General features: G+C 72.9%; 25 protein-coding genes. 3 read left to right on the top strand and 22 right to left on the bottom strand.

The window, feature by feature from the left end:
* Nucleotides 1-59: 59 nt before the first annotated feature.
* The 13 genes from EDF20_RS03720 to rpsP form a co-directional block, all read right to left on the bottom strand.
* On the bottom strand, nt 60-1,001 hold the full coding sequence (locus EDF20_RS03720) for a tyrosine recombinase XerC (RefSeq protein WP_243833357.1): 942 nt from the start codon (nt 999-1,001) through the stop codon (nt 60-62).
* Between the two features lie 83 nt (nt 1,002-1,084).
* Complete coding sequence (gene dprA, locus EDF20_RS03725) at nt 1,085-2,335, bottom strand: DNA-processing protein DprA (protein WP_133737733.1); 1,251 nt, start codon at nt 2,333-2,335, stop codon at nt 1,085-1,087.
* Nucleotides 2,332-3,861, bottom strand: a complete 1,530-nt coding sequence (locus tag EDF20_RS03730; protein ID WP_133737734.1) for a YifB family Mg chelatase-like AAA ATPase — start codon at nt 3,859-3,861, stop codon at nt 2,332-2,334. Before EDF20_RS03730 ends, dprA begins: the two co-directional genes overlap by 4 nt.
* Complete coding sequence (locus tag EDF20_RS03735) at nt 3,858-4,220, bottom strand: YraN family protein (RefSeq protein WP_123547272.1); 363 nt, start codon at nt 4,218-4,220, stop codon at nt 3,858-3,860. The genes EDF20_RS03730 and EDF20_RS03735 overlap by 4 nt, the downstream gene beginning before the upstream one ends.
* 105 nt (nt 4,221-4,325) lie before the next feature.
* The gene (locus EDF20_RS03740) at nt 4,326-4,649 is read right to left on the bottom strand and encodes a DUF2469 domain-containing protein (protein ID WP_123546435.1); all 324 of its coding nucleotides are present in this window, start codon (nt 4,647-4,649) and stop codon (nt 4,326-4,328) included.
* A 69-nt stretch (nt 4,650-4,718) separates the two neighbouring features.
* Nucleotides 4,719-5,354 (bottom strand): ribonuclease HII, encoded by a 636-nt coding sequence (locus EDF20_RS03745; RefSeq protein ID WP_123546436.1) that lies wholly within the window; start codon nt 5,352-5,354, stop codon nt 4,719-4,721.
* Nucleotides 5,354-6,079, bottom strand: a complete 726-nt coding sequence (gene lepB, locus EDF20_RS03750; RefSeq protein WP_243833407.1) for a signal peptidase I — start codon at nt 6,077-6,079, stop codon at nt 5,354-5,356. Before lepB ends, EDF20_RS03745 begins: the two co-directional genes overlap by 1 nt.
* A 92-nt stretch (nt 6,080-6,171) precedes the next feature.
* Nucleotides 6,172-6,519 (bottom strand): 50S ribosomal protein L19, encoded by a 348-nt coding sequence (gene rplS / locus EDF20_RS03755; protein WP_043596315.1) that lies wholly within the window; start codon nt 6,517-6,519, stop codon nt 6,172-6,174.
* A gap of 230 nt (nt 6,520-6,749) precedes the next feature.
* Nucleotides 6,750-7,319, bottom strand: coding sequence for a hypothetical protein (locus EDF20_RS03760; protein WP_133737735.1), 570 nt, complete (start codon nt 7,317-7,319; stop codon nt 6,750-6,752).
* A 588-nt stretch (nt 7,320-7,907) separates the two neighbouring features.
* Nucleotides 7,908-8,600 (bottom strand): tRNA (guanosine(37)-N1)-methyltransferase TrmD, encoded by a 693-nt coding sequence (gene trmD / locus EDF20_RS03770; RefSeq protein WP_123546438.1) that lies wholly within the window; start codon nt 8,598-8,600, stop codon nt 7,908-7,910.
* A 10-nt stretch (nt 8,601-8,610) separates the two neighbouring features.
* Nucleotides 8,611-9,321 (bottom strand): ribosome maturation factor RimM, encoded by a 711-nt coding sequence (gene rimM, locus EDF20_RS03775; protein ID WP_243833358.1) that lies wholly within the window; start codon nt 9,319-9,321, stop codon nt 8,611-8,613.
* Between the two features lie 3 nt (nt 9,322-9,324).
* Entirely contained in the window at nt 9,325-9,561 is a 237-nt protein-coding gene (locus EDF20_RS03780; RefSeq protein ID WP_123546439.1) for an RNA-binding protein, read from the bottom strand.
* A 3-nt stretch (nt 9,562-9,564) separates the two neighbouring features.
* Nucleotides 9,565-9,987, bottom strand: a complete 423-nt coding sequence (gene rpsP / locus EDF20_RS03785; RefSeq protein WP_133737737.1) for a 30S ribosomal protein S16 — start codon at nt 9,985-9,987, stop codon at nt 9,565-9,567.
* A gap of 252 nt (nt 9,988-10,239) precedes the next feature.
* Here rpsP and EDF20_RS03790 point away from each other — a divergent pair, with 252 nt between their 5' ends.
* Nucleotides 10,240-11,385 carry a glutamate--cysteine ligase gene (locus EDF20_RS03790; protein ID WP_123546441.1) on the top strand — a complete coding sequence of 382 codons (1,146 nt, stop codon included), beginning with the start codon at nt 10,240-10,242 and terminating at the stop codon, nt 11,383-11,385.
* A gap of 70 nt (nt 11,386-11,455) precedes the next feature.
* Here EDF20_RS03790 and ffh read toward each other — a convergent pair whose 3' ends face one another.
* The gene (gene ffh / locus EDF20_RS03795) at nt 11,456-13,027 is read right to left on the bottom strand and encodes a signal recognition particle protein (RefSeq protein ID WP_133737738.1); all 1,572 of its coding nucleotides are present in this window, start codon (nt 13,025-13,027) and stop codon (nt 11,456-11,458) included.
* A gap of 43 nt (nt 13,028-13,070) precedes the next feature.
* Nucleotides 13,071-13,940, bottom strand: coding sequence for a signal recognition particle-docking protein FtsY (gene ftsY / locus EDF20_RS03800; RefSeq protein ID WP_123546443.1), 870 nt, complete (start codon nt 13,938-13,940; stop codon nt 13,071-13,073).
* Between the two features lie 250 nt (nt 13,941-14,190).
* Here ftsY and EDF20_RS03805 point away from each other — a divergent pair, with 250 nt between their 5' ends.
* Nucleotides 14,191-15,210 (top strand): TerC family protein, encoded by a 1,020-nt coding sequence (locus tag EDF20_RS03805; RefSeq protein WP_133737739.1) that lies wholly within the window; start codon nt 14,191-14,193, stop codon nt 15,208-15,210.
* 131 nt (nt 15,211-15,341) lie between these two features.
* On the top strand, nt 15,342-15,908 hold the full coding sequence (locus EDF20_RS03810; protein ID WP_123546445.1) for a histidine phosphatase family protein: 567 nt from the start codon (nt 15,342-15,344) through the stop codon (nt 15,906-15,908).
* 33 nt (nt 15,909-15,941) lie between these two features.
* Here EDF20_RS03810 and smc read toward each other — a convergent pair whose 3' ends face one another.
* The 7 genes from smc to EDF20_RS03845 form a co-directional block, all read right to left on the bottom strand.
* The gene (gene smc / locus EDF20_RS03815) at nt 15,942-19,664 is read right to left on the bottom strand and encodes a chromosome segregation protein SMC (protein ID WP_133737740.1); all 3,723 of its coding nucleotides are present in this window, start codon (nt 19,662-19,664) and stop codon (nt 15,942-15,944) included.
* Between the two features lie 151 nt (nt 19,665-19,815).
* Nucleotides 19,816-20,826 carry an Fpg/Nei family DNA glycosylase gene (locus tag EDF20_RS03820; protein WP_133737741.1) on the bottom strand — a complete coding sequence of 337 codons (1,011 nt, stop codon included), beginning with the start codon at nt 20,824-20,826 and terminating at the stop codon, nt 19,816-19,818.
* Nucleotides 20,827-20,829: 3 nt separating this feature from the next.
* A complete protein-coding gene (rnc, locus tag EDF20_RS03825) occupies nt 20,830-21,534 on the bottom strand; it encodes a ribonuclease III (protein ID WP_133738102.1) in 705 nt (234 codons plus the stop codon).
* Between the two features lie 53 nt (nt 21,535-21,587).
* Complete coding sequence (gene rpmF, locus EDF20_RS03830; protein ID WP_043593937.1) at nt 21,588-21,791, bottom strand: 50S ribosomal protein L32; 204 nt, start codon at nt 21,789-21,791, stop codon at nt 21,588-21,590.
* A 69-nt stretch (nt 21,792-21,860) separates the two neighbouring features.
* The gene (locus tag EDF20_RS03835) at nt 21,861-22,451 is read right to left on the bottom strand and encodes a DUF177 domain-containing protein (RefSeq protein WP_133737742.1); all 591 of its coding nucleotides are present in this window, start codon (nt 22,449-22,451) and stop codon (nt 21,861-21,863) included.
* Nucleotides 22,452-22,462: 11 nt separating this feature from the next.
* Nucleotides 22,463-24,802 carry a transglutaminaseTgpA domain-containing protein gene (locus EDF20_RS03840; protein ID WP_133737743.1) on the bottom strand — a complete coding sequence of 780 codons (2,340 nt, stop codon included), beginning with the start codon at nt 24,800-24,802 and terminating at the stop codon, nt 22,463-22,465.
* Complete coding sequence (locus EDF20_RS03845) at nt 24,795-26,060, bottom strand: DUF58 domain-containing protein (protein WP_133737744.1); 1,266 nt, start codon at nt 26,058-26,060, stop codon at nt 24,795-24,797. Before EDF20_RS03845 ends, EDF20_RS03840 begins: the two co-directional genes overlap by 8 nt.

Genomic DNA, 26,060 nt, shown 5'->3' on the forward strand with positions numbered 1-26,060 from the left:
CGATCGGCCGTGTGGACGGGGGTGGACCGACGGGTCGGGGTGGACGACGAGTCGGCGGGTCAGGCCCGCGGGTGGGCCGTCCGGTAGCTCTCGCGGAGCCGCTCGGTCGACACGTGGGTGTAGATCTGCGTGGTTCCCAGGCTCGCGTGCCCGAGCAGCTCCTGCACGGCCCGGAGGTCGGCACCGCCGTCGAGCAGGTGGGTCGCTGCGGTGTGCCGCAGCGCGTGCGGCCCCGCCGGGCCGCCGCCCGGCAGGTCGGCGAGCAGCCCCGCGACGAGCCGGTGCACGGCGCGGGTGCCGAGCCGCGCCCCGCTCGCGCCGAGGAACGCCGCTCGACGCGCGTCGTCGGCTCCCGACGGTTCGACGGGGGCCGCCTCGGCGAGCGTCGGCCTCCCGAGCGTGAGCCAGCGGTCGAGCGCCTCCGCCGCCGGCACCCCGAAGGGCACGACCCGCTGCTTGGCGCCCTTGCCCGTCACGAGCACGGTGCGCCGCTCGAGGTCGAGGTCGCCGACGTCGGTGCCCACCAGCTCGGACACGCGCAGGCCTGACCCGTAGAGCAACTCGACGACGGCGAGGTCGCGTCGGGCCCCGGGGTCGGCCGTGTCGGCGCGGACGGCCAGCGACCGCAGCACGCCGTCGATCTGAGGCGACGTGAGGACGCGCGGCAGGTGGCTCTCGGCCTTCGGGGCGCGGAGCCGCACGCCCACGTCGGAGGCGGTGCGGTCCGTCTCCTCCAGCCAGCGTGTGAACGCCCGCGCGCTCGAGGCTCGTCGCGCGAGGGTCGTCCGGGCGAGCCCCGACTCCGTCGAGCGCCAGAGCCAGTCGCGCAGCAGCTCGAGGTCGAGGTCGGCGGTGACCGGCGGCCGGCCGGCCCGCTCGGCGGCGTGGGCGTCGAGGGCGTCGAGGTCGGACGCGTAGGCCCGGACCGTGTGCTCGCTGAGCCCCCGCCCGTCACGGAGGTGGGCGAGGAACCGCTCGACGTCGCCGAGGAGGCGCGTCACGGGCTGACCCAGCCGTCGCGGGAGGCCCCGGTCGCCTCCTGCGCCCCGAGCACGCTGTCCGTCGTCGCTCGCACCGGGCCAGGCTACCCACGTCGCGGGGCGGGACGACGGCGCCACCCGGCGGGCCGCCTCTCGACCAGCTCGCCGGCCTCCATCTCGGCGAGGAGGGTCCGCACCGTCGCCACCGAGAGGCCGGAGGCGGCGGCGACCTCGTCCGTGCTGCGCTCGACCCGAGTGCTGAGGGCGTCCTGCACGCGGCCGATGTCGACGGGCTGCTCGGCCTGCCAGGCCTGCTCGACGAGGTCGTCCTCGCCGCCCACGAGCTCGACGACGTCGGGCAGCCCCGTGACGCACGTCGCGAGGCCGGAGCGGAGCAGCGCGTGGCAGCCGGCCGAGAGCGGCGACGTGACCGGCCCCGGCACGGCCCCGACGGGACGCCCCAGCGCGGTCGCGTGTCCGGCCGTGTTGAGCGATCCCGAGCGCCGACCGGCCTCGACGACGACGACCGCGGCGCTGAGGGCGGCGATCAGCCTGTTGCGGCTGAGGAACCGGAACCGGTGGGGCATGGTGCCGCACGGCGACTCGGAGACCATGAGGCCGTCGCGCAGGACGGCGCGGAGCAGGTCGTCGTGCCCGGTCGGGTAGAAGCGGTCCACCCCGCCCGCCATCACGGCGACCGTGCCGGCGCCCGACGCGACGGCGGCTCGGTGCGCCATGCCGTCGACGCCGTACGCGCCGCCCGAGACCACGACGAGCCCGCGGTCGGAGAGCCCGCTCGACAGGTCGGCGGCGACCTGCTCGCCGTAGGACGTCGCCGCCCTCGCTCCGACGAGGGCCACGCCGGTCCGCGTCTCGGGCAGCTGCCCGCCGCCGCGCAGCCAGAGGGCTGCGGGCGCGTGGTCGCCGAGATCGTCGAGAGCCGACGGCCACGAGGCGTCGCCCGGCACCACGACACGGACACCCAGGGCCGTCGCGGACCGAAACCAGCCTCGGACCATCGCGGCCTCGACGCGTGGCGCCCACCGGCTCAGCGCCCGGTGCAGCTCGAGGCGATCGACGTCGGGGAACCCGGCGTCGACCATCCGGGCCCCGAGGACCCCGGGGTCGAGCTCCGAGCGCCGCGCCGCGAGCGACTCGAGCACCAGCCGGAGCGACACGGCGGGGCCCAGGGCCCTGCGGCAGGCACCCGCCGCGGCGTCGCCGTCGGACGCGACGCCGCTCCAGGCCGCGAGCCCGAAGGCGTCGACGGGATCGCACCGGGACGGCTCGTCGGCCCGCACCCCGGCGGCGAGGTCGACGAGATCGGCCGTGCTGGCCGAGAGCAGCGCGTTCACAGCGACCTCCGCAGGCCGAGCGCCCGAGCGACGTGCCCGTGGCCCGGCACGTCTGCCCCGTCGAGGTCGGCGAGCGTCCACGCGACCTTCAGCACGCGGTCGTAGCCCCGCATGGTGAGGGCGCCCGACTCGAGGGCGCGGTCGATCGGTCGGGTCGCGGACAGCGGGAGGCGGCGGCCCGGGGACCGCAGCCAGGTGCCCGAGACCTCGGCGGTGAGCCGCCACGGGGTGTCGGCGAGCCGAGCGGCAGACCGACGCCGCGCCTCCTCGACCCGCGCCCGCGCCACCGCCGTCGTGACGACCTCGGCCGTCTCGGCGAGGCGGAACTGCGCCGAGCTGATGCGGGCGACCTGCAGCTGGATGTCGATCCTGTCGACGAGCGGACCCGAGAGCTTCGCGTGGTAGCGCCGCCGCTGGATCGGCGTGCAGACGCAGTCGCCGTCCCGGGTGCCGTGCTGTCCGCACGGGCACGGGTTCGCGGCGGCCACCAGCTGGAACCGGGCCGGGAACCGAGCGACGGCACGGGATCGGTGGATCACCACCTGCCCGGACTCGAGGGGCTGGCGGAGGCAGTCGAGGACGGACTGCGAGAACTCGGGGGCCTCGTCGAGGAAGAGCACGCCGCGGCTCGCACGGGTCACGGCGCCCGGGCGGATCACGCTGCTGCCGCCGCCGACCATGGCCGCGGCGCTCGACGTGTGGTGGGGATCCTCGAAGGGCGGGCGTCGCTCGAGCTCGCCGTCGACCGGCCTGCCGGACAACGAGCGGACGGAGCTGACCTCGAGCGCCTCGTCGACGTCGAGGTCGGGCAGGAGGCCCGGCAGGCGTGCAGCGAGCATGCTCTTGCCTGCCCCCGGCGGGCCCACCATGAGCAGGTGGTGACCGCCGGCCGCGGCGACGACCAACGCCTCCACGGCGTCCGAGTTGCCGATGACGTCGCCGAGGTCGACGTCCGCGCGCCCCGGGTCGTCGAGCCGGGCCCTGCGGATCGCGTCGACGGGCTCGGGGACGAGGTCGGCGCCGTGCCGGATGGCCGCCTCGCGCAGGCTCGCGACCCCGACCACGGTGATGCCAGGAACGAGCGACGCCTCGTCGACCGCGTCCACGGGCACGACGACGGTGCGGACGCCCGCCCGCCGAGCGGCGAGGACGGCGGGGAGCACGCCGTCGACCGGTCGGACACGACCGTCGAGCCCGAGCTCGCCGAGGTGGACCGCCTCCTCCACCGACTGCGCCGAGACGAGACCCGAGGCCGCGAGTGCCGCCATCGCGATGGCCAGGTCGAACGACGAGCCGTGCTTCGGCAGCGACGCCGGCGACAGGTTTACCGTCAGCTTGCGCGCCGGGAGGGCGCACCCGGCGTTGGTGGCCGCCGCTCGCACACGGTCACGAGCCTCGCCGAGCGAGGCGTCGGGGAGCCCGATGATGACGAAGGCCGGCAGGCCGGGGCCGATGTCCGCCTCGACCTCGACCAGCGCACCCTCGAGCCCGAGCAGGGACACGGCCCTCGTACGGCCGACGCTCACGCGCCGGCTCCCCGCACGTGCGAGATCTCGTCGTCGGCCGGGGTGCGGCCGAGGACGACGCCGACGACGTCGATGCGCACCCGCCTGCCCGTGCCGGGGTGCGCCTCGAGCCACGCCCCGGCCAGGCGCCTCAGCCGGGCCAGCTTCACGGGCGTCACCGCCTCGAGAGGATGGCCCCAGCCGATGCCGCGCCGCGTCTTCACCTCCACGACCACGACCTCGTCGCCGTCGAGCGCGACGACGTCGATCTCGCCCTCGCGGCACCGCCAGTTCAGCTCGACCACCTTCAGCCCGTGGTCCTCGAGCCACCGGGCCGCGAGCACCTCGCCGTGCCGGCCCGTCTCGTCCTTCTTCGCCATCTCGACCTCCTGCACGGACTGTGCCGGAGGCGGGGTCGAGGTCGCTGCTCCGGGACAGAGTGCTGGGGACGGGTCCCCAGCACCGATCAGCTGGGGAGGGACGAGCTACTCGTCGAGTGCGAGTTCCTTGGGCAGCTCGAGGTCGCGCGCCGTCAGCTCCTCGACGTTCACGTCCTTGAACGTGAGCACGCGGACCGACTTCACGAAGCGGTCGGAGCGGTAGACGTCCCACACCCAGACGTCGGTCATCGTCAGCTCGAAGTAGAAGTCGTGCTCGGTGTCGCGGCGCACGAGATCGACCTCGTTGGCCAGGTAGAAGCGCCGCTCCGTCTCGACGACGTAGCGGAACTGCGACACCACGTCCCGGTACTCGCGGTACAACGCGAGCTCGACCTCACGGTCGTAGTCTTCGAACTCGTCCTCGTCCATCGAGAAGCCATCCTACGCGGCTGCGGACGGGCAGCACGCCGTGGACTCGTCACCGCAGCCGGTCGAGTCTCAGTGCAGCCAGGTGAGGCGGTGCAGGGGCGACGGCCCGAGCTCGCCGAGGGCCGCGTAGTGGGCCCCCGAGCCGTAGCCCTTGTTGCCTGCCCAGCCGTAGCCGGGATGAACCTCGTCGGCCTCGATCATCATGCGGTCGCGGTGGACCTTGGCGATGACGGAGGCGGCGGCGACGGAGGCGCAGTCACGGTCGGCCTTGACCCGGGTCGTGATGCGGGGCACCGTCGTCAGCGCCGGGGACAGGTAGTCGTGGTTCCCGTCGAGGACGACGACCGAGCTCATGATGCCCACCCCCGCCTCGTGCAGGGCGGTCAGGGCACGCCGACCGGCGAGGCCGAGGGCGGCCACGATGCCGATCCGGTCGACCTCGTGCGCCTCGGCCAGTCCGACCGCGTGCGCCTGCACCCAGCTGGTGGCGACGGGGTAGAGCGCCTCGCGGCGCTTCTCGCTGAGCAGCTTGCTGTCGCGCAGGCCGAGGGGCATCTCGCCGCACTCGGCGTGGACGGCGCTGAGGCCGACGGCTACGGGGCCCGCGATGGCGCCGCGGCCGACCTCGTCGCAGCCGATCACCCAGGTGGCGCCACGGGCGTGCAGCTCGCGCTCGACGTCGAGGGTGGGATCGACGACGGCCATCACTCGCCGTCGCGCTCGGTGCCGCGGAAGACGTCGGGGTAGTCGCCGAGCCACGTCCACCGCGTGGACGGCCAGCTGATCACGAACGCCCGGCCCACGACGTCGGACATCGGCACGAAGCCCTGGCTCGGCGTCTCGCGGTTGTACCGGGAGTCTTTCGAGTTGTAGCGGTTGTCGCCCATCACCCAGAGGGACCCCTCGGGCACCGTGACGGAGAAGTCGTCGCCGGACACGCGCGTCTCGCCGGGGGGGAACTTGACGTAGGGCTCCACGACGGGGACGCCGTTGACCGACAGCTGGCCGTAGTCGTTGCAGCACTCGACGGTGTCGCCCGGCAGCCCGATGACCCGCTTGATCAGGTGGTCGTTGCTGTCCTGTGCGCCGAGGCCCACCTGGGTGAGGAACCACGAGAGACCGTCGGAGACGGGACCGCCCGACGCGGGCGCGACGGGGGCCGTGCCCTCGAGCCAGCCGCCGGGATCGGTGAAGACCACGATGTCGCCGCGCTTCACGTCGACGAGGTCGGGGACGAGCTCGTTGACGATGATGCGGTCGTTGATCTGCAGCGTGTCCTCCATCGACCCGCTGGGGATGTAGAACGACCGGATCAGGAACGTCTTGATCAGGAACGAGATGAGGAGCGCGGCGAGGAAGATGACCACCACGTCGCGCAGGAACGTGCCGACGCCGCGCTTGCGGTCGTCGTCACGACGGGGGCGGCGCAGACGGCGCCGCAGGGATGCATTCGACAATTTAACCGCCCGAGCTCCCCGCCATCGTACAGGGCGGGGAGCTCGGAGAAGATCGTGCGACGGGGTCAGTTGTCGCGCTTCTCCTTGATCTTGGCCTTCTTGCCGCGGAGCTCGCGGAGGTAGTACAGCTTGGCGCGACGGACGGCACCACGGCTGACGACCTCGATGTGGTCGATGACCGGCGAGTGGACCGGGAAGGTGCGCTCGACGCCGACCTGGAAGCTGACCTTGCGGACCGTGAAGGTCTCGCGGATGCCCTCGTTCTGCTTGCCGATGACGACGCCCTGGAAGACCTGGACGCGCGAGCGCGTGCCCTCGATGATGTTCACGTGCACCTTGACGGTGTCGCCGGCGCGGAAGTCGGGGACGTCCGAGCGGAGGTTGGCGGAGTCAACCGCGTCGAGGATGTGCATAGTCGTTCGCTCTCTGCAGCCGCCACAGGTCGACTGCCGTTCGTGGTGGGTTGCCCACCATCTGGTGATGAAGAAGACGTGCTCTGGAGAGGCAGACTCCCCTGAGGCAGAGTCGTGCCCAGGCACAAGCGTCAATCATGCCACAGCCGCGCACCCCGTCGCCACCGCGACGGCCGGACCGGCGGGCCGGCAGAGCGACCGGCGGCGGGACCGGGCGATCGGACCGGGCGCTACTCCCGCGGCGAGATGCGGATGACACGGGCGGGGTCGCCCGCGGCGACTCCCCCGGCGCGGGCGTCGACCCTGGCAGCCGTGGCGACCCTGTCGAGATCGGCCAGCGACGCTGCCACCCGACGCCGCGCCTCCGCCAGGAACTGCCACACGGCCGCCGCGAGCAGGCCGAGGCCCCCGGCGACGGTCACGACGGCCGACAGCCCGAACAGCGCGCTCGAGAGGTCGAGGTCGCCGCCGGGCACCACACGGGTGAAGGCCGACGACGCCGAGGAGGCGGCCGAGCCGTCGACGAGGAAGAAGCCGAGGGCGAGCTGGGCCGCCCACGTGAGGGCGAGCAGGCCGGCGTCGATCCACGAGACCGCCCGGTCGTGGCGGACACTGCGACGGGCGGTGACGACGCCGGCGGCCATCGCCTGCCCGACGAAGAGCAGGGGCACCAGCACGAGCTGGCCGAGCACCTGCAGCCCCAGGGGGACGCCGAAGAAAGCGCGCCCGAAGAGCACCCAGAGGGGCAGCACGAAGACGGCAGGCCAGAGGAGGCGGTACAGGACTCGACGGATCGCCATGCCTCGAGGGTACGGGCGGCCGGCGGAGAACTGGCTGCGAAGGGCGGCTCCACGTGCGCGCCGTGCGCTGCGCCTGGACCTCGCACCTCGCCTGCCCTGCTGCGCCGGATCACCGCGCCGCGCCCCGCCTGCCGGCGCTGCCCCTCCCGTCTGCAGAGCGAGAGAGATCCAGGCCAGCTCGACCGCGCCTCCTGGGCTCGATGGTCACGGCGCGCCCGAGCGCTCTCGGATCCGAAAGTGATCCAGTGGCGGGCACGGGAGGCGCGGACCGAACACCGCTGGACACCGCAGAACCCGACAGAACGGGCCCGAAACGCCCTCTGCTACCCGGATATCCATGTATTGCAGGCCAGCCGGTCGGCATTTGCGGACGGACGGACCGGGCTCGCATCACGGAGCGAGAGAGATCGGCTGACGGGCTGGGACGGGACGGGGCTGGGGGCTCGGAGCTCGGTGCTCGGAACTCGGAGCTCGGAGCTCGGTGCTCGGTGCTCGGAACTCGGTGCTCGGTGCTCGGTGCTCGGTGCTCGGTGCCGGATCACTCTCACATCCGAGAGCAGCAGCACCCGCAGCAGCAGGAGGTGGGGCTCAGCCGAGCAGGTCGGGCCGGACGCGCCGCGTGCGCTCGAGCTGCTGCTCGCGGCGCCACGAGGCGATCGCTCCGTGGTTGCCGCCCATGAGCACCGGGGGCACGTCGAGCCCGCGCCACGAGGCGGGCTTCGTGTAGCTGGGGTACTCGAGCAGGCCGCCCTCGTGGCTCTCCTCCGTGAGGCTCTCGGGGTTGCCGACGACTCCGGGGACGAGACGGCCGACGGCCTCGATCATCGCGGTCACGGCCACTTCTCCCCCGTTGAGGACGTAGTCCCCGAGGCTGATCTCACGCACGGTCGCCCGACTCGCCGCGTGCTCGACGACCCTCTGGTCGATGCCCTCGTAGCGCCCGCAGGTGAAGACGAGGTGCGGCACGGCGGCGAGCTCGCGCGCCAGCGCCTGGGTGAAGGGCGTGCCCGCCGGCGACGGGACGATGACCGTCGTCGTCGCCGGGTCGGCGTCGTCGCCGAGCACGAGGTCGAGCGCCTCGCCCCACGGCTCGGGCTTCATCACCATGCCGGCGCCGCCGCCGTACGGGGTGTCGTCGACGGTGCGGTGCCGGTCGTGGGTGAAGTCGCGGAGGTCGTGCACCGCGACGTCGAGGAGGCCCTGCTGCCGGGCCTTGCCGAGGAGCGAGATGTCGAGCACGGAGAAGAACTCCGGGAAGATCGACACGATGTCGATGCGCACCGCGCCGCCGTCAGTTCTCGTCGGCGGGACGCGCTGCGTCGTCGGCCTCGCTCGACGCCGGCTCGGCCTCGGCCTCGGCCTCGGTGCCACCGTCAGTCGTGCCACCGTCGGCCGTGTCGGCCTCAGTCGTGCCACCGTCGGCCGTGTCGGCCTCGGCCGTGTCGGCGTCGGCCGTGTCGTCTGCGAGCTCCTCGAAGAGCCCGGGAGGCGGCGTCACGGTGACGACGCCCGCCTCGATGTCGACCGAGGGCACGAGTGCATTGACGAAGGGCACGAGGACCTCGCCGTGCTCCGTCTCGACGGCCAGCAGATCCTGTGCGGGCAGGTGGTCGACGCGGGCCACCGTGCCGACGACGACGCCGTCGCGCTCGACCCGGAGGCCGACCAGCTGGTGGTGGTACCAGGCGTCGTCCTCGTCGGGGAGCTCGTCGAGATCTTGGTCGACCCAGAGGATGGCCTTGACGAGGGACTCGGCCGCGGTGCGGTCGTCGACGCCCTCGAAGAAGCCCACGGGGTGGCCGTTGTACCACCGGAGCTCGCCCAGGGTCAAGGTCTTGCCGCTCCACTCGCTGGTCTCGGGGACCTGCAGGGTGAACGACGCGCCGGGCGTGAAGCGCTGCTCGGGGGTGTCGGTGAACAGCTCGAGCTTGAGCGCGCCCTTCAGGCCGTGGGCCTTGGTGAGCCGCCCCACGCGGAGCTGGGTCTTGTCAGTGGGAGCCACGGCTCAGGAATCGCTGTCGACGACGTCGACCCGGACGCGCTTGCCGTCGGCGATCGCCGTCACGAGCGTGCGGAGGGCCTTGGCGGTCCGGCCGGAACGGCCGATCACACGCCCGAGGTCGTCGGGGTGGACGTGCACCTCGAGCACGTCGCCGCGGGGCGACGACGACTCGACGACCTGCACCTCGTCCGGGTGATCGACGATCCCCCGGACGAGGTGTTCGAGTGCAGGTGCGAGCACTGACTACGCCTCGGTGGTCTCGGCGTCGTCAGCAGCCTCGGCCGGGGCCTCGGCGGGCTCGGCCTTGGCGGGCTTCTCCGACTTGGGGACGAGCACGGGCTTCTTCTTCTCGTCGGCGACGAAGGACTCCTTCGGAGCCTTGGTCTTGACGGTGCTGACGGCGTCGGCGTCGCCCTTGAAGCGGCCCCAGTCGCCCGTGAGCTTGAGGATGGCGGCGACCTGCTCGGAGGGCTGGGCGCCCACGCCGAGCCAGTACTGCGCACGCTCGGAGTCGACCTCGATGAACGAGGGCTCCTCGGTGGGGTGGTACTTGCCGATCTCCTCGATGACGCGACCGTCGCGCTTGGTGCGCGAGTCGGCGACGACGATGCGGTAGTACGGAGCACGGATCTTGCCCATGCGCTTGAGACGGATCTTGACAGCCACAATTCTCCTGTGTGATGTGATGTGGGCGAGTTGCTAGCCGTGAGCGTGGGGGCACACTCGGCTCGAAAGCTCTATGAGGTCTTGCGGTCACCTGATTAGAGGGTCGGACGACCGAAGACTCGACCCACCATTGTTGCAGACCGGACTGCCGATCTGCCAATCCCTCGAGATCGTGTCGGCGGACCCCGATCACGTGCGGCTGCCAGGATGGTGCAGCCGAGGACCCGCACCCCCGGCGAGAGAGCAGGCACCATGCGCATCGACTTCACGAGCTCCGAGCCGTCGACCCTCGGCGTCGAGTGGGAGCTGGCCCTCGTCGACCAGGGCAGCGGCGAGCTCGCGCCGTACGCCCCGGCCGTGCTGGCCGACCTCGCCCACCTCAACGACGACGGGCCCGAGCGCCTCACGGGAGAGCTGCTCACCAACACCGTCGAGGTCGTGACGGGCGTGCACCGCCGGGTCTCCGACGCCGTCGACGACCTCCGCTCGACCATCGACCACGTCCAGGCGAGCGCCGACCTGCTGGGCGCCGACCTGATGTGCGCGGGCACGCATCCGTTCAGCCGGTACGCCGACCAGGACGTCACCCCCGACAAGGAGCGGTACGCGACGCTCATCGACCGGACCCGGTGGTGGGGCCGCCAGATGATGATCTGGGGCGTCCACGTGCACGTCGGCATCGACTCCCGCGACAAGGTGCTGCCGATCCTCAACGGCCTGCTCACGTGGCTGCCCCACTTCCAGGCGCTCACGGCGTCGAGCCCGTTCTGGGTGGGCGAGGAGACGGGCTACGCCTCGAACCGCGCCCTCATGTTCCAGCAGCTGCCCACCGCCGGCCTCCCCCCGCAGTTCGGCGCCTGGGCGAACTACGAGGAGATGGTCGCCGACATGACCCACACCGGCGTCATCGACGACCACAGCGAGCTGCGCTGGGACATCCGTCCGTCGCCGAAGTGGGGCACCCTCGAGACGCGCGTCTTCGACGGCATCTCCACCTTCGAGGAGGTCGGCGCCATGGCGGCGCTGGTGCAGTGCCTCGTCGACGACATGTCCGCGAAGCTCGACGAGGGACACGAACCCGCCCAGATGCAGCCGTGGTTCGTCCGCGAGAACAAGTGGCGGGCAGCCCGCTACGGGATGGACGCCATCGTCATCCTCGACGCTGCCGGCGACGAGCGCCTGGTGACCGACGACCTCCGCGACCTGCTCGTCGACCTCGAGCCCGTCGCCGACCGCCTCGGCTGCCTCGACCAGCTCCGCGGGGTGGACACGATCATCGAGCGCGGCGCGAGCTACCAGCGCCAGCTCACCGTCTCCGCACAGCACGGGGGCGACCTGCGACCCGTCGTCTCGTCGCTCGTGCGCGAGCTCCGCGAGGGGATCGCGCCCGCCTCGTGAGCGAGAGGAGGCGCGGGTCGGCCGACCCGCGCCTCCTGCGCTCTCGAGGGCCTGCGCCCCTGACAGGCCGCTAGCCGCGACCGAGCATCTTCTGCAGCGACGCCAGCTCTTCCTCGGTGGGCGCCTTGCCGGCACCGGCGCCGCCGCCGAGGCCGAAGCCCGAGCCGCCCGCCGATCCGCCCGAGGCACCTGCCGACCCGCCGGAGGCGAGGGCAGCGTTCTGCGCGGCACGCTTGGCCGGGTTGCCGGCCTTGGAGCCCTTCTTCTTCGGCTGCTGCTTCTTGCCGCCGTACGACGCACCGGGGATCGGGCCCATGCCGGGCACCTGCGGCACGCCGCCCTTCGCCACGGTCTTCATCATCTTCGAGGCCTGCTCGAAGCGCTGCACGAGCTGGTTCACGTCGGTGACGGTCATGCCGGAGCCCCGCGCGATGCGCAGCCGGCGGGAGCCGTTCAGGAGCTTCGGCAGCGCCCTCTCCTGAGGGGTCATCGACTGGATGATCGCCTCGGTGCGCACGATCTCACGCTCGTCGAAGTTCTCGAGCTGCTCGCGCATGCCCTTCGCCCCGGGGAGCATGCCGAGCATGCCCTTGATCGACCCCATCTTGCGCAGCTGCTGCATCTGCTTCAGGAAGTCGTCGAGGGTGAAGTTGTCGGTCGCGATCTTCTCCGCGACGGCTCGGGCCTCTTCCTCGTCGAAGGCGCCCTGGGCCTGCTCGATCAGGGAGAGGATGTCTCCGAGGTCGAGGATGCGGCTCGCCATGCGGTCCGGGTGGAACGGCTCGAACGCGTCGAGCGTCTCGCCCGTCGAGGCGAACATGATCGGCCGGCCCGTGACCGAGGCGACGCTCAGCGCCGCACCGCCCCGCGCGTCGCCGTCGAGCTTCGAGAGCACGACGCCCGTGAAGTCGACGCCTGCCTGGAAGGCCTTGGCCGTCGCGACCGCGTCCTGTCCGATCATGGCGTCGATGACGAAGAGCACCTCGTCGGGATCGATCGCCTTGCGGATGTTCGCGGCCTGCTTCATCAGCTCGGCGTCGACGCCGAGACGGCCGGCGGTGTCGACGATGACCGTGTCGTAGACCTTGTCGCGGGCGAACTTGATGGCCTGCTTGGCGACCTTCACCGGGTCGCCGACGCCGTTGCCCGGCTCGGGGGCGAACACGGCGGCCCCCGCTTGCTCGCCCACGACCTGGAGCTGCTGCACGGCGTTGGGGCGCTGCAGGTCACAGGCCACGAGGAGCGGCGTGTGGCCGTCCTTCGCGAGCCACTTGGCGAGCTTGCCGGCGAGGGTCGTCTTGCCCGCGCCCTGGAGGCCGGCGAGCATGATGACGGTCGGCGGGTTCTTGGCGAACTCGAGGCGGCGCTGCTGGCCGCCGAGGATCTCGATGAGCTCCTCGTTGACGATCTGGACGACCTGCTGGGCCGGGTTGAGGGCCTTGTTCACCTCGTCGCCCAGGGCGCGGTCGCGGATCTTGGTGGTGAACGCCTTGACTACCTCGAACGCGACGTCGGCGTCGAGCAGGGCGCGCCGGATCTCCCGGACGGTGCCGTCGACGTCGGCGGGCGTGAGCTTGCCCTTGTTGCGGAGGTTCTTGAACGTGTCCGCGAGGCGGTCAGAGAGGGTTCCGAATGTGGCCATGGTGGCCTCAGCTTAACGGACCGCGAGACCGGTGCCCTGCGGACTAGCCGATCAGGTTCTGGACGAAGACGTGCGGCGTGAAGCCCGTGAGGTCAGCGATGCCCTCGCCCTGGCCGACGAGCTTGATCGGGATGCCGGTCTGCTCCTGCACGGCGAGGACGAACCCACCGCGGGCGGAGCCGTCGAGCTTCGTGAGGACGAGGCCCGTGACGCCAGCGTGCTCGATGAAGGCCTGAGCCTGGGCCAGGCCGTTCTGGCCGGTCGTCGCGTCGAGCACGAGCAGCACCTCGGCGATCTCGGTCTGCTTCTCGACGACGCGCTTGATCTTGCCGAGCTCGTCCATCAGGCCGGACTTGGTCTGCAGGCGGCCGGCGGTGTCGATCAGGACGATCTCGATGCCCTCGCGCATCGCGTACTCGACCGTCTGGAAGGCCACGGAGGCCGGGTCCTGGCCCGGCTGCTGCGGCCGGACGATCTGCGCGCCCGCGCGCTCGGCCCAGGTCGCCACCTGCTCGACCGCGGCGGCCCGGAAGGTGTCGGCCGCGCCCACGACCACGGACCGGTCGAAGTTGCGCAGGAACTTGGCGAACTTGCCGATCGTGGTCGTCTTGCCGACGCCGTTGACCCCGACCATGAGCACGACGGCGGGACGCGCGCTGAGCTTGAGCGTCGAGTCGAGCACTGACAGCCGCTCCTCCAGGGTCTCGCGCAGCATGCGCTTGAGGTCGGCCGGGTCGGTCGTCGCGTAGCGCTGCACCTTCTCGCGGAGGTCGTCGACGACCTGCTCGGTGACGTCGGGACCGAAGTCGGCGCCGATCAGCGCCTCCTCGAGCTCGTCCCAGGTGGTGTCGTCGATCGTCTTCTTCGCGAACATGCCGCGGAGGGCACCGGAGAGGGACCAGGGGGAAGCCATGGGCCACAGCCTAACGAGCCGCACGGACCACACGGGCCTCGCAGACTCGTTCTCGGGCCGACGACCGCCCGGACCGTTGCAGTGGATGTAAGCTCAGCGGGTTGAAGGGGAGTACTCCCTCGCGGTGCCATCGTCAATACGGAAGAGACCGATCTCGACCCGGTGCGCCGGTCCTCGACCCACCAGCAGCGCTGGACGGTCGCCTGGGCGGAAGAGACCTTCAGTACCCGTCGCGTACTGGAGGTACACCATGGACGTCCACTTCCTCACCTGGGCGATCACCATCGCCGGCATCCTCGGGCTGTTGATCTTCGACTTCTACAGCCACGTCAGGACCCCGCACGAGCCCACCATCCGCGAATCGGCCTTCTGGTCGATCGTCTACATCGGCATCGCGATCCTGTTCGGCGTCGGCGTCGGCGTCTTCTCGAACTGGACCTACGGCGGCGAGTACTTCGCCGGCTGGATCACCGAGAAGGCCCTCTCGGTCGACAACCTCTTCGTCTTCCTGATCATCATGACGAGCTTCGCCGTGCCGCGGATCTACCAGCAGAAGGTGCTGCTCGTCGGCATCGCGATCGCCCTGATCTCGCGCGGCCTCTTCATCGCCGCGGGCGTCGCGATCATCGACAACTTCTCGTGGGTCTTCTACCTCTTCGGCGCCCTGCTCTTCTGGCTCGCCTACAGCCAGGTCCGCGGCGGCCACGACGAGGGCGACCAGGCGGACAGCAAGCTCATCCGCACGCTGCGCCGCATCGTCCCGACGTCGGACGACTACGACGAGGACCGCCTGACGACCAAGGTGAACGGCAAGCGCCTCTTCACGCCGCTGTTCCTGGTGATGCTCGCCATCGGCCTCACCGACGTGCTGTTCGCGCTCGACTCGATCCCCGCGATCTTCGGCCTGACGCAGGAGGCGTACATCGTCTTCACCGCCAACGCCTTCTCGCTGCTCGGCCTCCGCCAGCTGTACTTCCTGATCTCGGGCCTGCTCGAGCGCCTCGTCTACCTGGCCCAGGGCCTCGCGGTCATCCTCGCCTTCATCGGCGTCAAGCTCGTGTTCCACGCCCTGCACGTCAACGAGGTGCCGTTCATCAACGGCGGCCAGCCGATCGAGTGGATCCCCGAGATCCCGATCTGGTTCTCGCTCGGCTTCATCCTGCTGACCATCGCCGTCGCGACGGTCCTCAGCCTCCGCAAGACGAAGCGCGACGGCATCCCGGACACGCTGCCGGCGACGACCGCAGAGGCCGAGGCCGACGAGCGCTAGGGCGCGGGAGGCGGTGCGCGCGTCCCCGGGACGCGCGCACCGCCTCCTCGGCTGAGCTGCAGCACAGCCACACCACACGACCGCGACACCGCACCACCACGACCGCGACACCAGGACGGAAACACAGGCACATGCGACTCGAGCTCATCCGACACGGACAGACCGACTGGAACAGCCAGGACAAGCTGCAGGGGTCGTCGGACGTCCCGCTGAACGACACCGGCCGCGGGCAGGCCCTCGAGGCCGCGCGCGTGCTGGCCGGCGCCGAGTGGTCGGCGATCGTGTCGTCGCCGCTGATGCGCGCACGCGAGACGGCTCAGATCATCGCGAGCGAGCTCGGCATCGAGCTCGGCGACGCCTACGACGAGCTGATCGAGCGCGACTACGCGTCGCGCGAGGGCTGGGTGCCCGACTCCCCCATCCCGGACGAGCCGAACGAGTCGTTCCCCGACATCGAGCCGCGTGAGTCGGTCGCAGCGCGCGGCCTCGGCGCGCTCGAGATGATCCGCGACACCCGCCTGCCCCTCGACGGCCCCGACGCGCACATCGTCGTCGTCTGCCACGGCACGATCATCCGCTTCACCCTGGCCGCGATCATGGGCGCCGAGGTGCCGCACATCGAGAACGCCGCCGCCAACACGGTCGAGTGGGACGGGTCGGCCTGGAAGGTCGTCTCGATCAACGACCGCACCGTCTAGGCCGCGGAGCCCGTCGAGGCCGGCGCACGCCGTCTAGGCCACGGAGCCCGTCGCGGCCGCGGTCCGCTGGTCCGGCGTGCGGTCGGTGACGACCCGCTGGCCGACGACGGCGCTCACGCCGTCCTGGCGCATCGTGACGCCGTAGAGCGCGTCCGCGATCTCCATCGTGCGCTTCTGGTGCGTGATGACGATGAGCTGGCTGGTCTCGCGCAGGTCCTCGAAGATGGCGAGGAGGCGGCCGAGGTTCGCGTCGTCGAGTGCCGCCTCCACCTCGTCCATGATGTAGAACGGGCTCGGCCGGGCCTTGAAGATGGCGATGAGGAGCGCCACGGCAGCGAGCGAGCGCTCCCCGCCCGACAGCAGCGACAGGCGCTCGATCTTCTTGCCGGCCGGTCGCACCGTGACCTCGATGCCGGTGGCCAGGAGGTCGTCGGGGTCGGTGAGCAGCAAGGACCCGCTGCCGCCGGGGAACAGCACCGGGAACACCCGGTCGAACGCGGCCTGCGTGTCCGCGAACGCGCTCGCGAAGACGGTCTGCATCTTCTCGTCGATCTCGTCGATGATCGCGAGCAGGTCGCGCCGCGTCCGCGTGAGGTCGGCGAGCTGCTCGGTGAGGAACGCGTGGCGCTGCTCGAGGGCAGAGAACTCCTCGAGCGCGAGCGGGTTGACCCGGCCGAGCTGGGCGAGCTTGCGGCTCGCGGCCTCGAGCCGGGCGGTCTGCTCGGCGCGGTCGAAGGGCGTACCCGCCGCCGCGTCGCCGTCGAACGCCCCGGAGTCGTTCCCCGACGTGACGTCCTCGGGCACGAGCACGTCGGGGCCGTACTCGGCCACGAGCACCTCGTCGTCGAGCCCGAGCTCGGACGCAGCGCGCTCGAGCAGCTGCCCGAGGTGCAGCTTCTTCTCGTAGATCTCCATCTCGAGGCCGTGCACGTCCTCGGTCACGCCGTGCAGTCGCTCCCGGAGGGCTCGCTCGTCTCGTCGCAGCGCCGCGAGCTCGTCGTTCTGCTGCGTGCGTGCCGCCTCCTGCGCGGCGAGCTCCTGCCGGGCCTCGGCCAGCGACCGACCGACGGCGTCGAGCACCGAGGGCAGCCCCGCGAGCACTGCGGAGGTACGCCGCATCTCGCGCTGCCGGACGACGGTGCGCCGGGCGTGCTCGTCGGCGGCGGCCCGCTGCTCGTCGAGCTGACGCTTCAGGTCGACGGCGCGGGCGGCCTCGGCACGGACCCGCTCGCGGACGGTCTCGAGCTGCACCCGGCGCTCGATCTCCGCGGCCCTCGCCTGCTCGACCTCGGCGAGCACCCCGTCGCGGGCCGCGGCGTCGAGGATCGGACGCGGACGCGAGGCTTGCTCGTCGTGCTCGGCCCGTGCCGCGTCGACCGCGGCCTGGGCCGCGACGGCTCCCTGCTCGGCGGCCGCCAGGGACTCGCCGAGGCGTGCCTCCTCGGCCTCGGCCGCGTCGACCTGGGCCCGCAGGCGTGCCAGCTGCTGCTCGACGGCCGCGGCCGCCGCCTGCTGCTCGCGGGCCGCCCGGGCGGCTTCCGCGGCCGCCCGAGCCTCCTCCGCGGCCTGCTCGCGGGCCAGGCGGGCGGCCTCCGCGGCCTGTGCCCGGGACGAGGCCAGCGCCTCCTCGGCGGTCGTGTGCAGGGCGGAGAGCCGGCTCGCCGCGGCCTCGACCTCGCCGAGGCGCTCGGCGGCGGCGTCGCGCTCGGCGACCAGCTCGAGGCGCGAGCGCTCGGCGCCCGAGCCGCCGCGGAGGACGAAGTCGGTGAGTACCTCGCCCGAGCGCGTGATGACGGTGACCGGCAGGGGGTGCGCCGAGAGCGCGGCCCAGGCGGCCCGGGCCGTCGTCAGGTCGTCGGCGACGACGGTGCTCGCGAGGAGGCCCAGGACGCCCGGAGGCGCGTCGACGACGGAGGAGGCGGCCACGGCTCCCGAGGGCAGGTCGACGGCGAGCGCGGGCAGGACCCGCTCGGGCGCCGCCACGACGACCTCGACGCGCCCCAGCTCGGCGTCGGTCGCGTGCGCGACGGCGGCGAAGGCCGCGTCGAGGTCGTCGACGAGGACGGAATCGACCACGCTGCCGAGCGCCGCGGCGACGGCGGCCTCGTAGCCGGGCCGCACCTGCACGTGCTCGGCGACGGCGCCGCGCACGCCCGGGCGGCCGGCGGCGACGAGGGCCGTCGTGCCGTCCGCACGGTCGAGGGCCATCGTCAGCGCGGAGCGTCGGGCGGCCAGCGCGTCACGCTCGCGCTCGGCCGCGTGCAGGCGACCGCGAAGGGCGTCGACCTCGGACTGCAGCTCGGCGGAGGCACGCTCGGCCTCGGCGCGGACGGCCTCGTGGTCGACGGCGTCGCCGCCTGCCCCGTCGGCCCCCTCGCCGACCCCGCCGGCCGTGTCGTCCGCGTCGCTCGTGTCCTCGTCCGTGTCGTCGGGACCCGCAGACGCGCCCGCGAGTTCCTCCTCGAGCTGGGCGAGCTCGGCCCGGCCCGCGTCCCGGCGCGCGACCGCCGCCTCCCGCGCCGCGCCCTGGCGGAGGACCTCGCCACGGACGGCCGCCAGCCGCGACTGCGCGACCTCGAGGGCGCCGCGGAGCTGGCCGAGGAGGAGGTCGTGGCGGGAGATCAGGGCGCTCTGGGCGGCGATCTCGTCGTCGAGCGCCTCGAGCACGGCCCGGGCGGCGACCGTGGCGGCCCGCGCCTCGGCGAGGGCCTGCTCCGCCTCGGCCACGCCTCCCTGGAGCCTCTCGGCCTCGTCACGCGCGTCGGCGACCATGCCGGCGCTCACGGTGCTGGGCAGCTCGGGCTGGTCGGACTGCTCGGCGAGCAGCTGGAGGCGCTGCCGCGCGAGGCTCGACGTGCCGCGGAGCCGCTCCTCGACCGACTCGAGGCCGAAGGCGACCCGGCGCGCCTCGTCGACGGCGTCGCCGACCATCTGCTGCTCGAGCCGCTGCTCACGCGCCTTCGCCTGGTCGAGCTGCTCCTGCAGCACGTTCCGCTCGCTGCGGCGCTCGGCCTCGCTGCTCGACTGGCGGGCGACCACGGCGCGCAGCGCCACGACCTCGTCGGCGAGGAGGCGCGCCTTCGCGTCGCGGACGACCGCGGCGATCGTCTGGGCCTCGCGCGCGACCTCGGCCTGGCGGCCCAGGGGCTTGAGCTGGCGTCGGATCTCGCCGGCGAGGTCGCTCAGCCGCGTCAGGTTCGCCTGCATCGCGTCGAGCTTGCGGAGCGTCTTCTCCTTGCGGCGCCGGTGCTTGAGGATGCCCGCCGCCTCCTCCACGAAGCCGCGCCGCTCCTCCGGCGTGGCCCGCAGCACGGCGTCGAGCTGCCCCTGGCCGACGATCACGTGCATCTCGCGGCCGAGGCCGGAGTCGCTCAGCAGTTCTTGCACGTCGAGCAGCCGGCAGCCCTCGCCGTTGATCGCGTACTCGCTGCCCCCGTTGCGGAAGAGCGTGCGGCTGATCGTGACCTCGGCGTAGTCGATCGGCAGAGCGCCGTCGGCGTTGTCGATGGTCAGCACCACCTGTGCCCGGCCGAGCGGGCCCCTCGTCGACGTGCCGGCGAAGATGACGTCGGCCATGGTGCCGCCGCGCAGCGACTTGACGCCCTGCTCGCCCATCACCCAGGCGAGCGCGTCGACGACGTTGCTCTTGCCCGAGCCGTTGGGGCCGACGACGCAGGTGACACCGGGCTCGAACGCGAACGTCGTGGGCGAGGCGAACGACTTGAAGCCCTTGAGGGTGAGGCTCTTCAGGTGCACGCGCCCCTCCTCCCCTGCTCCAGGTGACGTGTCGACACGATCTGCGGCGTCCCTCCGAGGATAGGCGAGCGCGGGCCCCGGCCCCGGGAGGCGCGGGCAGGGCGGCGCACGCCGGCGCGGCTGCCGCGCGGTGTCCGCGAGGGCGGGAGGCTCAGGCCGTGCGGACCCGCTGGCAGCGCGGACAGAGGTGGCTCGACCGGTTCATGAACGCCTCGCGCACGATCGCGGTGCCGCAGCGCGGGCACGGCCGCCCCTGTTGCCCGTAGGCGGCGAGGCTGTGGCTGAAGTACCCGGACTGCCCGTTCACGTTCACGTACTGCGCGTCGAAGCTCGTGCCGCCCTCCCCGAGGGCCTTGAGCAGCACGGCCCGGACCTCGGACAGCAGGAGGCGCGCCCTGGCCCGCGAGAGCGCCTCCGTCGGCTGCTCGGGGTGCACGCGTGCCGCCCAGAGGCTCTCGTCGGCGTAGATGTTGCCGACGCCGCTGAGCAGGCCCTGGTCGAGCAGCGCGCGCTTGACCCCCGTGCGGCGGGCCAGGAGGCGGGTCACGACGGCGGACTCGTCGAAGGCCGGGTCGAGGGGGTCGCGGGCGATGTGCGCGACCTGCTGCGGGACCCGCAGCGCCCACGCGGGAGCGGCGGGGGCCGAGGCCGAGGGGGCAGCTGCGGCGGCGGCTCCTGCCTCGCCCTCGGCTGCCGCCTCCGGCGACCCGAGCAGGTGCGTCCCCGCGTAGCCGGCCGGACGGCCGTCGGGCGTGGGGACGGTCTCGTCGAGGGCCATCGACCCGAAGATCCGCTGGTCGACGAACGCGAGCCGCACGCGACCGAGGCTCGGGCTGTCGACGTCGAGCCGGATGCGCATCAACCGGTCGGCCGGGTGGTCGGAGCTGCGGAGCAGCACCTGGCCGCTCATGCCGAGGTGGGCGACGAGGGCGAGGGGATGGTCGTGCCGCTCAGCTGGCTCGAACGGGAACCAGAGGAACTTGCCGCGGCGGACGGCCGAGTCGAGGGTGCCGCCGACGAGGCGGTCGACGAAGTCGACGGACGGGCCCCGGTGCCGCTTGAGCGAGCGCTCGTCGAGCACGGTGACGCCCGTGACGACGGAGCCGGCCACGACGGGCGCGAGGCCCGCACGGACGACCTCGACCTCGGGGAGCTCGGGCACGGGCTAGCGGTCGGTGCTCGAGAGCCGTGTCCAGGCCTCGAGCGCCGCGGCCATCTCGGCCTGCTTCTTGCTGCTGCCGGTGCCGTGGGCGACGTCGTCCGGCGAGTCGCCGAGCCGCACGGCGGCGTGGAACCGCTTGTCGTGATCGGGCCCGCTGTCGGTCACGTGGTACGACGGCATCCCCCGGCCGCGGGCGGCGCTGAGTTCTTGCAGGCTCGTCTTCGGGTCCATCGCGGCGCCGAAGCGCGCGGGGTCGACGAGGAGCGGCGCCACCAGGCGCAGCACGAAGGCGGTCGCGACCTCTCCGCCGGCGTCGAGGTAGGTCGCGCCGATGATGGCCTCGACCGTGTCAGCGAGGATGGACGGCTTGTCGCGCCCGCCGGTCAGCTCTTCGCCGCGGCCGAGGCGCAGGTGTGCGCCGAGCCCGATGTTGCGGGCGATCTCGGCGAGGGCGACCGTGCTCACGAGGCTCGCGCGGCGCTTGGCCAGCTCGCCCTCGTCGAGGTCGGGGTTCTCGGTGAAGAGCATGACCGTGACGGCCTGCCCGAGGATCGAGTCGCCGAGGAACTCGAGCCGCTCGTTGTTGGCGATGCCGCCGTGCTCGTAGGCGTACGACCGGTGGGTGAGGGCGAGCTCGATCAGGTCGGGGCGCACCTCGATGCCCAGCTGCACCAACAGATCAGCCCGGTCGGCACGGAGGCTCGACACGGGCTGATCGGGGTGTGACGGTGTCACGGGTGACGTGGTCACGGGAGACGGGTTCAGACGTCGGCGACCTTGCGGCCCTTGTACTCCATGTACAGGGCGGTGCCGGCGCTGTCCTCGACGACCTTGGCACGGTGCGGGAGGCTGTAGGTGACCTTGCCGTTCTCGATGGTCTTCACCAGCTGGACGGGAGTGGCCTTCCACTGCGACCGACGTGCGTGGGTGTTCGAGCGTGACTGCTTCCTCTTGGGAACGGCCATGAGGTTCTCTTCTCTGTTGCGGCCCCCGCGGGGGCCTGGGTCTGACGTGGGTGGGTGACGCGGGTGGTCTCAGGCAGACGTGTCGGGCTTCGACTCGTTGTCGGTGACTGCCCTGCCAACTGGTTCTTGGAGGACCGGTGCCTGTTCAGCCTGGAACCCTGCGAGGGCCGACCACCGGGGATCGACGCCTTCACGGGGCTGGTAGTCGGGGATGTCCTCGACTCGTTCGCCCGTCACCGGGTCGAGTCCAGGGCAGTCCGGACGACAGACCGGCTGGAAGGGCAGTGACAGGACCACTGCGTCTCTGACGACAGGTTCAAGATCGACGTGGTCTTCGTGAACCTGGTAGTCAAAAGCTTCGTCGACATCGTACGCGAAAAGCTCGGCGATATCGACTTCGACAGGCTCGGCGATGGGCTTGAGGCAGCGGCTGCACTCGCCGGTCGCGGTGCCGCTGACGGTCGCGGACACGAGGATGCCGTCGTGCAGGCCCTCGAGCCGCACGTCGAGATCGAGCACGGCGCCCGCCTGCACGGCGACCTGGCCCTCGCCCAGTCGCTCGGGGACGACGACCTCGATCGAGTGCTCGCGCATCTCGCCCGCTCGGTGCAGGAGGTCGTAGACCGACAGCGTCCAGGGGGTCTTGGTGTAGTGAGGCACGAGGGAAGACTCTACGCGCCCACGCCCGATCTCGCCTCCGACGGCCTCACGAGCGAGCGCGGGGCCAGGGTCGCCGCCACGCGGCGGCCGGGAGGCGAGGAGGCGCGGAGGGCCCGCAGCACCCGTCGAGCGTCGTCCGCGACAACGGCCCCCGCGGGGTCGCCGCCGAACCGCTCCGCCTCGAGCGCCGCCGCCAGCGAGGCCAGGGCGCGCCGCGCCTCCTCGTCGGGACGGGTCGCCGAGCGGAGGACGCCGTCGAGCGCGGCTGCGGCCGTGGAGGGCGTCGCGCCGGCCGGCGGCGCCACGCCGAGGTCGAGGGCGGTGTCGAGCACCTCCCGCCACGCGCCGAGCGCCCGGTCGGGCGGACTCGCCGTGAGCCGTCGTCGACGACGGGCCAGGCGCATGCCGGAGGGAACGACGAGCAGGGCGGCGAGGACGGCGAGGCCCAGGGCGCCGCCGGCCACGGCGACAGGGCTCGAGGCACCCGACTGAGCGGACGCGCCCTGCGTCTCCTCCGCGCCGGGCGTCGGGCCGGCCGCGCTCGGCACGGCGGAGGGCTCGTCTGCCGAGGGCTCGGGGGTCGCCTCGTCGGGCGCGCTGGGCGCGGCCGTCGGCTCGACGCCAGTCTCCTGCAGGTACGACTGCGGCGTGCCGAGCCCGACGGTCGGCTCGAAGGGCACCCAGCCGAGGCCCTCGAAGTACAGCTCGGGCCAGGTGTGCAGGTCGTCGCTGCTGACGGCCCGGGCGGTCTCGTCGCCGAAGCCCGTGGGCGTGCCCGGCAGGAATCCCACGGCCATCCGCGACGGGATGCCCAGCGTTCGCGCCATGACCGCCATGGCGGAGGCGAAGTGCACGCAGTACCCGCTCTTCACCTCGAGGAACCGCTCGACGGCGTCGAGGCCGTTGCCGTCGTAGCCCTCGTCGACCGGGGTGTCCTCCGAGTAGGTGAAGTCGCCGTCGCGGAACCAGTCCTGCAGGGCGACCGCGGCGTCGAAGGGGTTCGCGGCGTCGGCCGTGACCTCGGCCGCGAGGTCGGTGACGGTCTGGGGCACGCCGTCGACCGAGAGGTACGTCGACATGTCGGTGCCCTGGTCGCTCAGCGCGGCGACGACCTGCTCAGGGCTCGGGTCGACGGGGCGGCTCTCGACGGTGTACTCGAGGCCCTGGGTGCTCTCGCTGGTGCTGCGCACCGTCACGCCCGACTGGTCGACGAACGACCAGCCGTCGTCGAGGCCCGTGATGGTCTGCGGCGGCACGGGCACCGGCAGGTAGGGGCTGCGGAGCGCACCGATCTGCACCTCCGTGCTGACGACGCGACGCGAGGTGCCGTCGGCGATGCCCGGCGCGTCCGGGATCGCCTCGAGGCCGTCGGCGGGGTCGATCTCGGCGTCGGCGGGGCTCCAGGTGCGGCCGCTGAAGTCGACGAGGTCGACCAGCTTCAGGTAGGTGCCGTCGGCGTCCGACGAGCGGTAGGTGAGGACCGTCAACGGGGCGCCGCGACGGAGGTCGTCGCCCAGGTCGACCACGGGGTTGACCCCGGTCGCGAGCCCGGTGCCGGTGCCGACGCCGGTCAGCGGGGCGACGCCGCCGAAGGGCACCACCGCCGTGAGCAGGGCGGCGACGCCGACGGCCGCGACTCCCCCGACGGCCGTCGCCCGGGTGGGGCGCCGCCCGGTCGAGACGGCCAGGAGTGCGATCCAGCAGAGCACGGCGATGACGACCCAGGGCCAGCGGACGGCCGTGCCGGGGACGAACGAGGGCACGGCGAGGACGACGGCGGGGAAGGCGCCCGTGAGGCCGGGCATCCGGCCCACGGTCGACACGAGGTCGCTCACCACGGCCACGCCGAGCACGGCGGCCACGACGACGGCGAGGAGGCCGTCCTGCACCTCGACGGGCGCGGTGCCCTCGACGATCGTCGTCGTCGCCTGGTCGCCGAGGTCGCGGAGGCGCTGCAGGGTCGCGGCCGTCGGCACGACGCCGAGGACGGCGGTGCCGCCGGAGACCAGCGCCGACGTGACGAGGACGCCCGAGACGAGCCCGGCGACCCAACCGAGCACCGGCCCGGCCCCGAGTGCCCTGGCTCCGAGGGAGGCGCCCAGCACGACCGCGGCGACCCCGGCGCCCGTGAACCACCAGCCTGCCCCCTGGAACAGCGAGGAAAGGCTCGCCAGCGACGCCGCGAGGGTGAGCCAGACGAGCAGGCTGGTGAGCCAGCCCGTCGGCGGGGAGGTCGGGCGTCCACGAGCCGACGAGACCCGGTCGGGCGGGCGCGGACTCGACGTCCGGGGTGCCGGAGAGCCGGCACGGCCGCCGGTCGCCGTGCCTCCGTTGCGCGTGCCGTCAACCATCGAGCAGACCTGCCCCTCGGACGACGTCCGCGACGGCGTCGCCCGCCCCTGCCTCGACGACCCGCCACCGGGAGCTCCGCAGCGCGGCCGCGACCTCGTCGGGGCCGAGCGGCGCGTCGCGGGCGTCGCCCGTGGCCGGCCGCCCCGTGTGGGTGAAGCCGAGGGTCGGGGAGACCACGACGGCGACGGCGGACGCGCCGACCGCGCGTGACCGGAGCAGGACGTCGAGGTCGCGGCGCCGGAGGCTGGACACGACGGCGACGACCGGCTCCCGAGCCGCGGCGGGCGGTGCGGGCGGCCCGGCCGGGTCGTCGAGGACGACGTCGGCGAGCGCGTCGAGGAACGCGGTCGTCGTCTCGGGGTCGTGCCGGGCGACGAGGTCGCCGTCCGGCGTCGTCAGGAGGGCGACGGACCCCGCGTGGCCCCACTCGACCGCGAGCGTGGCGACGACCGACAGCGCCCACTCGAACGCGTCGCTGTGCCGGCCCGCGCCTCCCGGCCCCGTCGTCGCGTCGTCCCACGACCCGAGCGAGGTCGGCAGGACGAGGCGCACGTGCGGCAGGCCGTGCTGTTCCTCCTGGCGGACCATCAGGTCGTCGTGCCGCGCGGAGGCCTTCCAGTGCACGCGGCGCATCGGGTCGCCGCGACGGTACTCGCGGGTCACGGGGTCGTCCTCGGCGCCCGTGAGGCTCTGCCCGCGCTGGCGGCGGGCCCCGTCGCCGAGGGCCCGCGACTCGCGCGCGAGCCCGAGATCGAGCACCTCGGGCACGACGACGAGCTCGTGCGTGCCGGGGACGGTCGTCCGGCGCCGTCCGACGCCGAACGACTCGACGAGGTCGACGGTCAGCGGGCCCACCCGGTGCCGGCCCCGGACGAGGTCGACGTGGCGGAACACGGCGGTGGAGGCGCGACCCGGCTCGAGCGCGACGGTCGCGGACTCGGCTGACGGACCGCCCCTCCACGGCAGGCCCTCGCGCAGCACCACGACCTGGCTCCTGCCCCGGGGCGTGAGGGAGAGCGTCTCGACGACCGACCACCCGGCGACGCCGCGGCCGGGGCTGAAGCGCCGGGCCACGTCGAGGTCGGGGCGGCGGACGACGAGGGAGACGAGCACGACGACGACCAGGAGCACGAGCACGAGCCCCGCGAAGACGAGGGGCGTCGAGTCGAGCAGCACGCCCGACACGACGACGACGCCGCCGGCGGCGACCACGCCCGCTCCCCGCGCCGTGGGGCGCGGCGCCTGCCCGAGAGCCAC

It is taken from the genome of Frigoribacterium sp. PhB116 (genome assembly GCF_004364285.1).
Taxonomy (GTDB): Bacteria; Actinomycetota; Actinomycetes; order Actinomycetales; family Microbacteriaceae; genus Frigoribacterium.

What these genes read in the sequence shown, in the direction of transcription:
- EDF20_RS03735 (WP_123547272.1), bottom strand. Translation starts at nt 4,220, where the DNA reads ATGGCGAAGAAGGACGAGACGGGCCGGCACGGCGAGGTGCTCGCGGCC.
- EDF20_RS03740 (WP_123546435.1), bottom strand. Translation starts at nt 4,649, where the DNA reads ATGGACGAGGACGAGTTCGAAGACTACGACCGTGAGGTCGAGCTCGCG.
- EDF20_RS03745 (WP_123546436.1), bottom strand. Translation starts at nt 5,354, where the DNA reads ATGGCCGTCGTCGATCCCACCCTCGACGTCGAGCGCGAGCTGCACGCC.
- rplS (WP_043596315.1), bottom strand. Translation starts at nt 6,519, where the DNA reads ATGCACATCCTCGACGCGGTTGACTCCGCCAACCTCCGCTCGGACGTC.
- EDF20_RS03760 (WP_133737735.1), bottom strand. Translation starts at nt 7,319, where the DNA reads ATGGCGATCCGTCGAGTCCTGTACCGCCTCCTCTGGCCTGCCGTCTTC.
- EDF20_RS03790 (WP_123546441.1), top strand. Translation starts at nt 10,240, where the DNA reads ATGCGCATCGACTTCACGAGCTCCGAGCCGTCGACCCTCGGCGTCGAG.
- ffh (WP_133737738.1), bottom strand. Translation starts at nt 13,027, where the DNA reads ATGGCCACATTCGGAACCCTCTCTGACCGCCTCGCGGACACGTTCAAG.
- ftsY (WP_123546443.1), bottom strand. Translation starts at nt 13,940, where the DNA reads ATGGCTTCCCCCTGGTCCCTCTCCGGTGCCCTCCGCGGCATGTTCGCG.
- EDF20_RS03805 (WP_133737739.1), top strand. Translation starts at nt 14,191, where the DNA reads ATGGACGTCCACTTCCTCACCTGGGCGATCACCATCGCCGGCATCCTC.
- EDF20_RS03810 (WP_123546445.1), top strand. Translation starts at nt 15,342, where the DNA reads ATGCGACTCGAGCTCATCCGACACGGACAGACCGACTGGAACAGCCAG.
- rpmF (WP_043593937.1), bottom strand. Translation starts at nt 21,791, where the DNA reads ATGGCCGTTCCCAAGAGGAAGCAGTCACGCTCGAACACCCACGCACGT.
- EDF20_RS03840 (WP_133737743.1), bottom strand. Translation starts at nt 24,802, where the DNA reads ATGGTTGACGGCACGCGCAACGGAGGCACGGCGACCGGCGGCCGTGCC.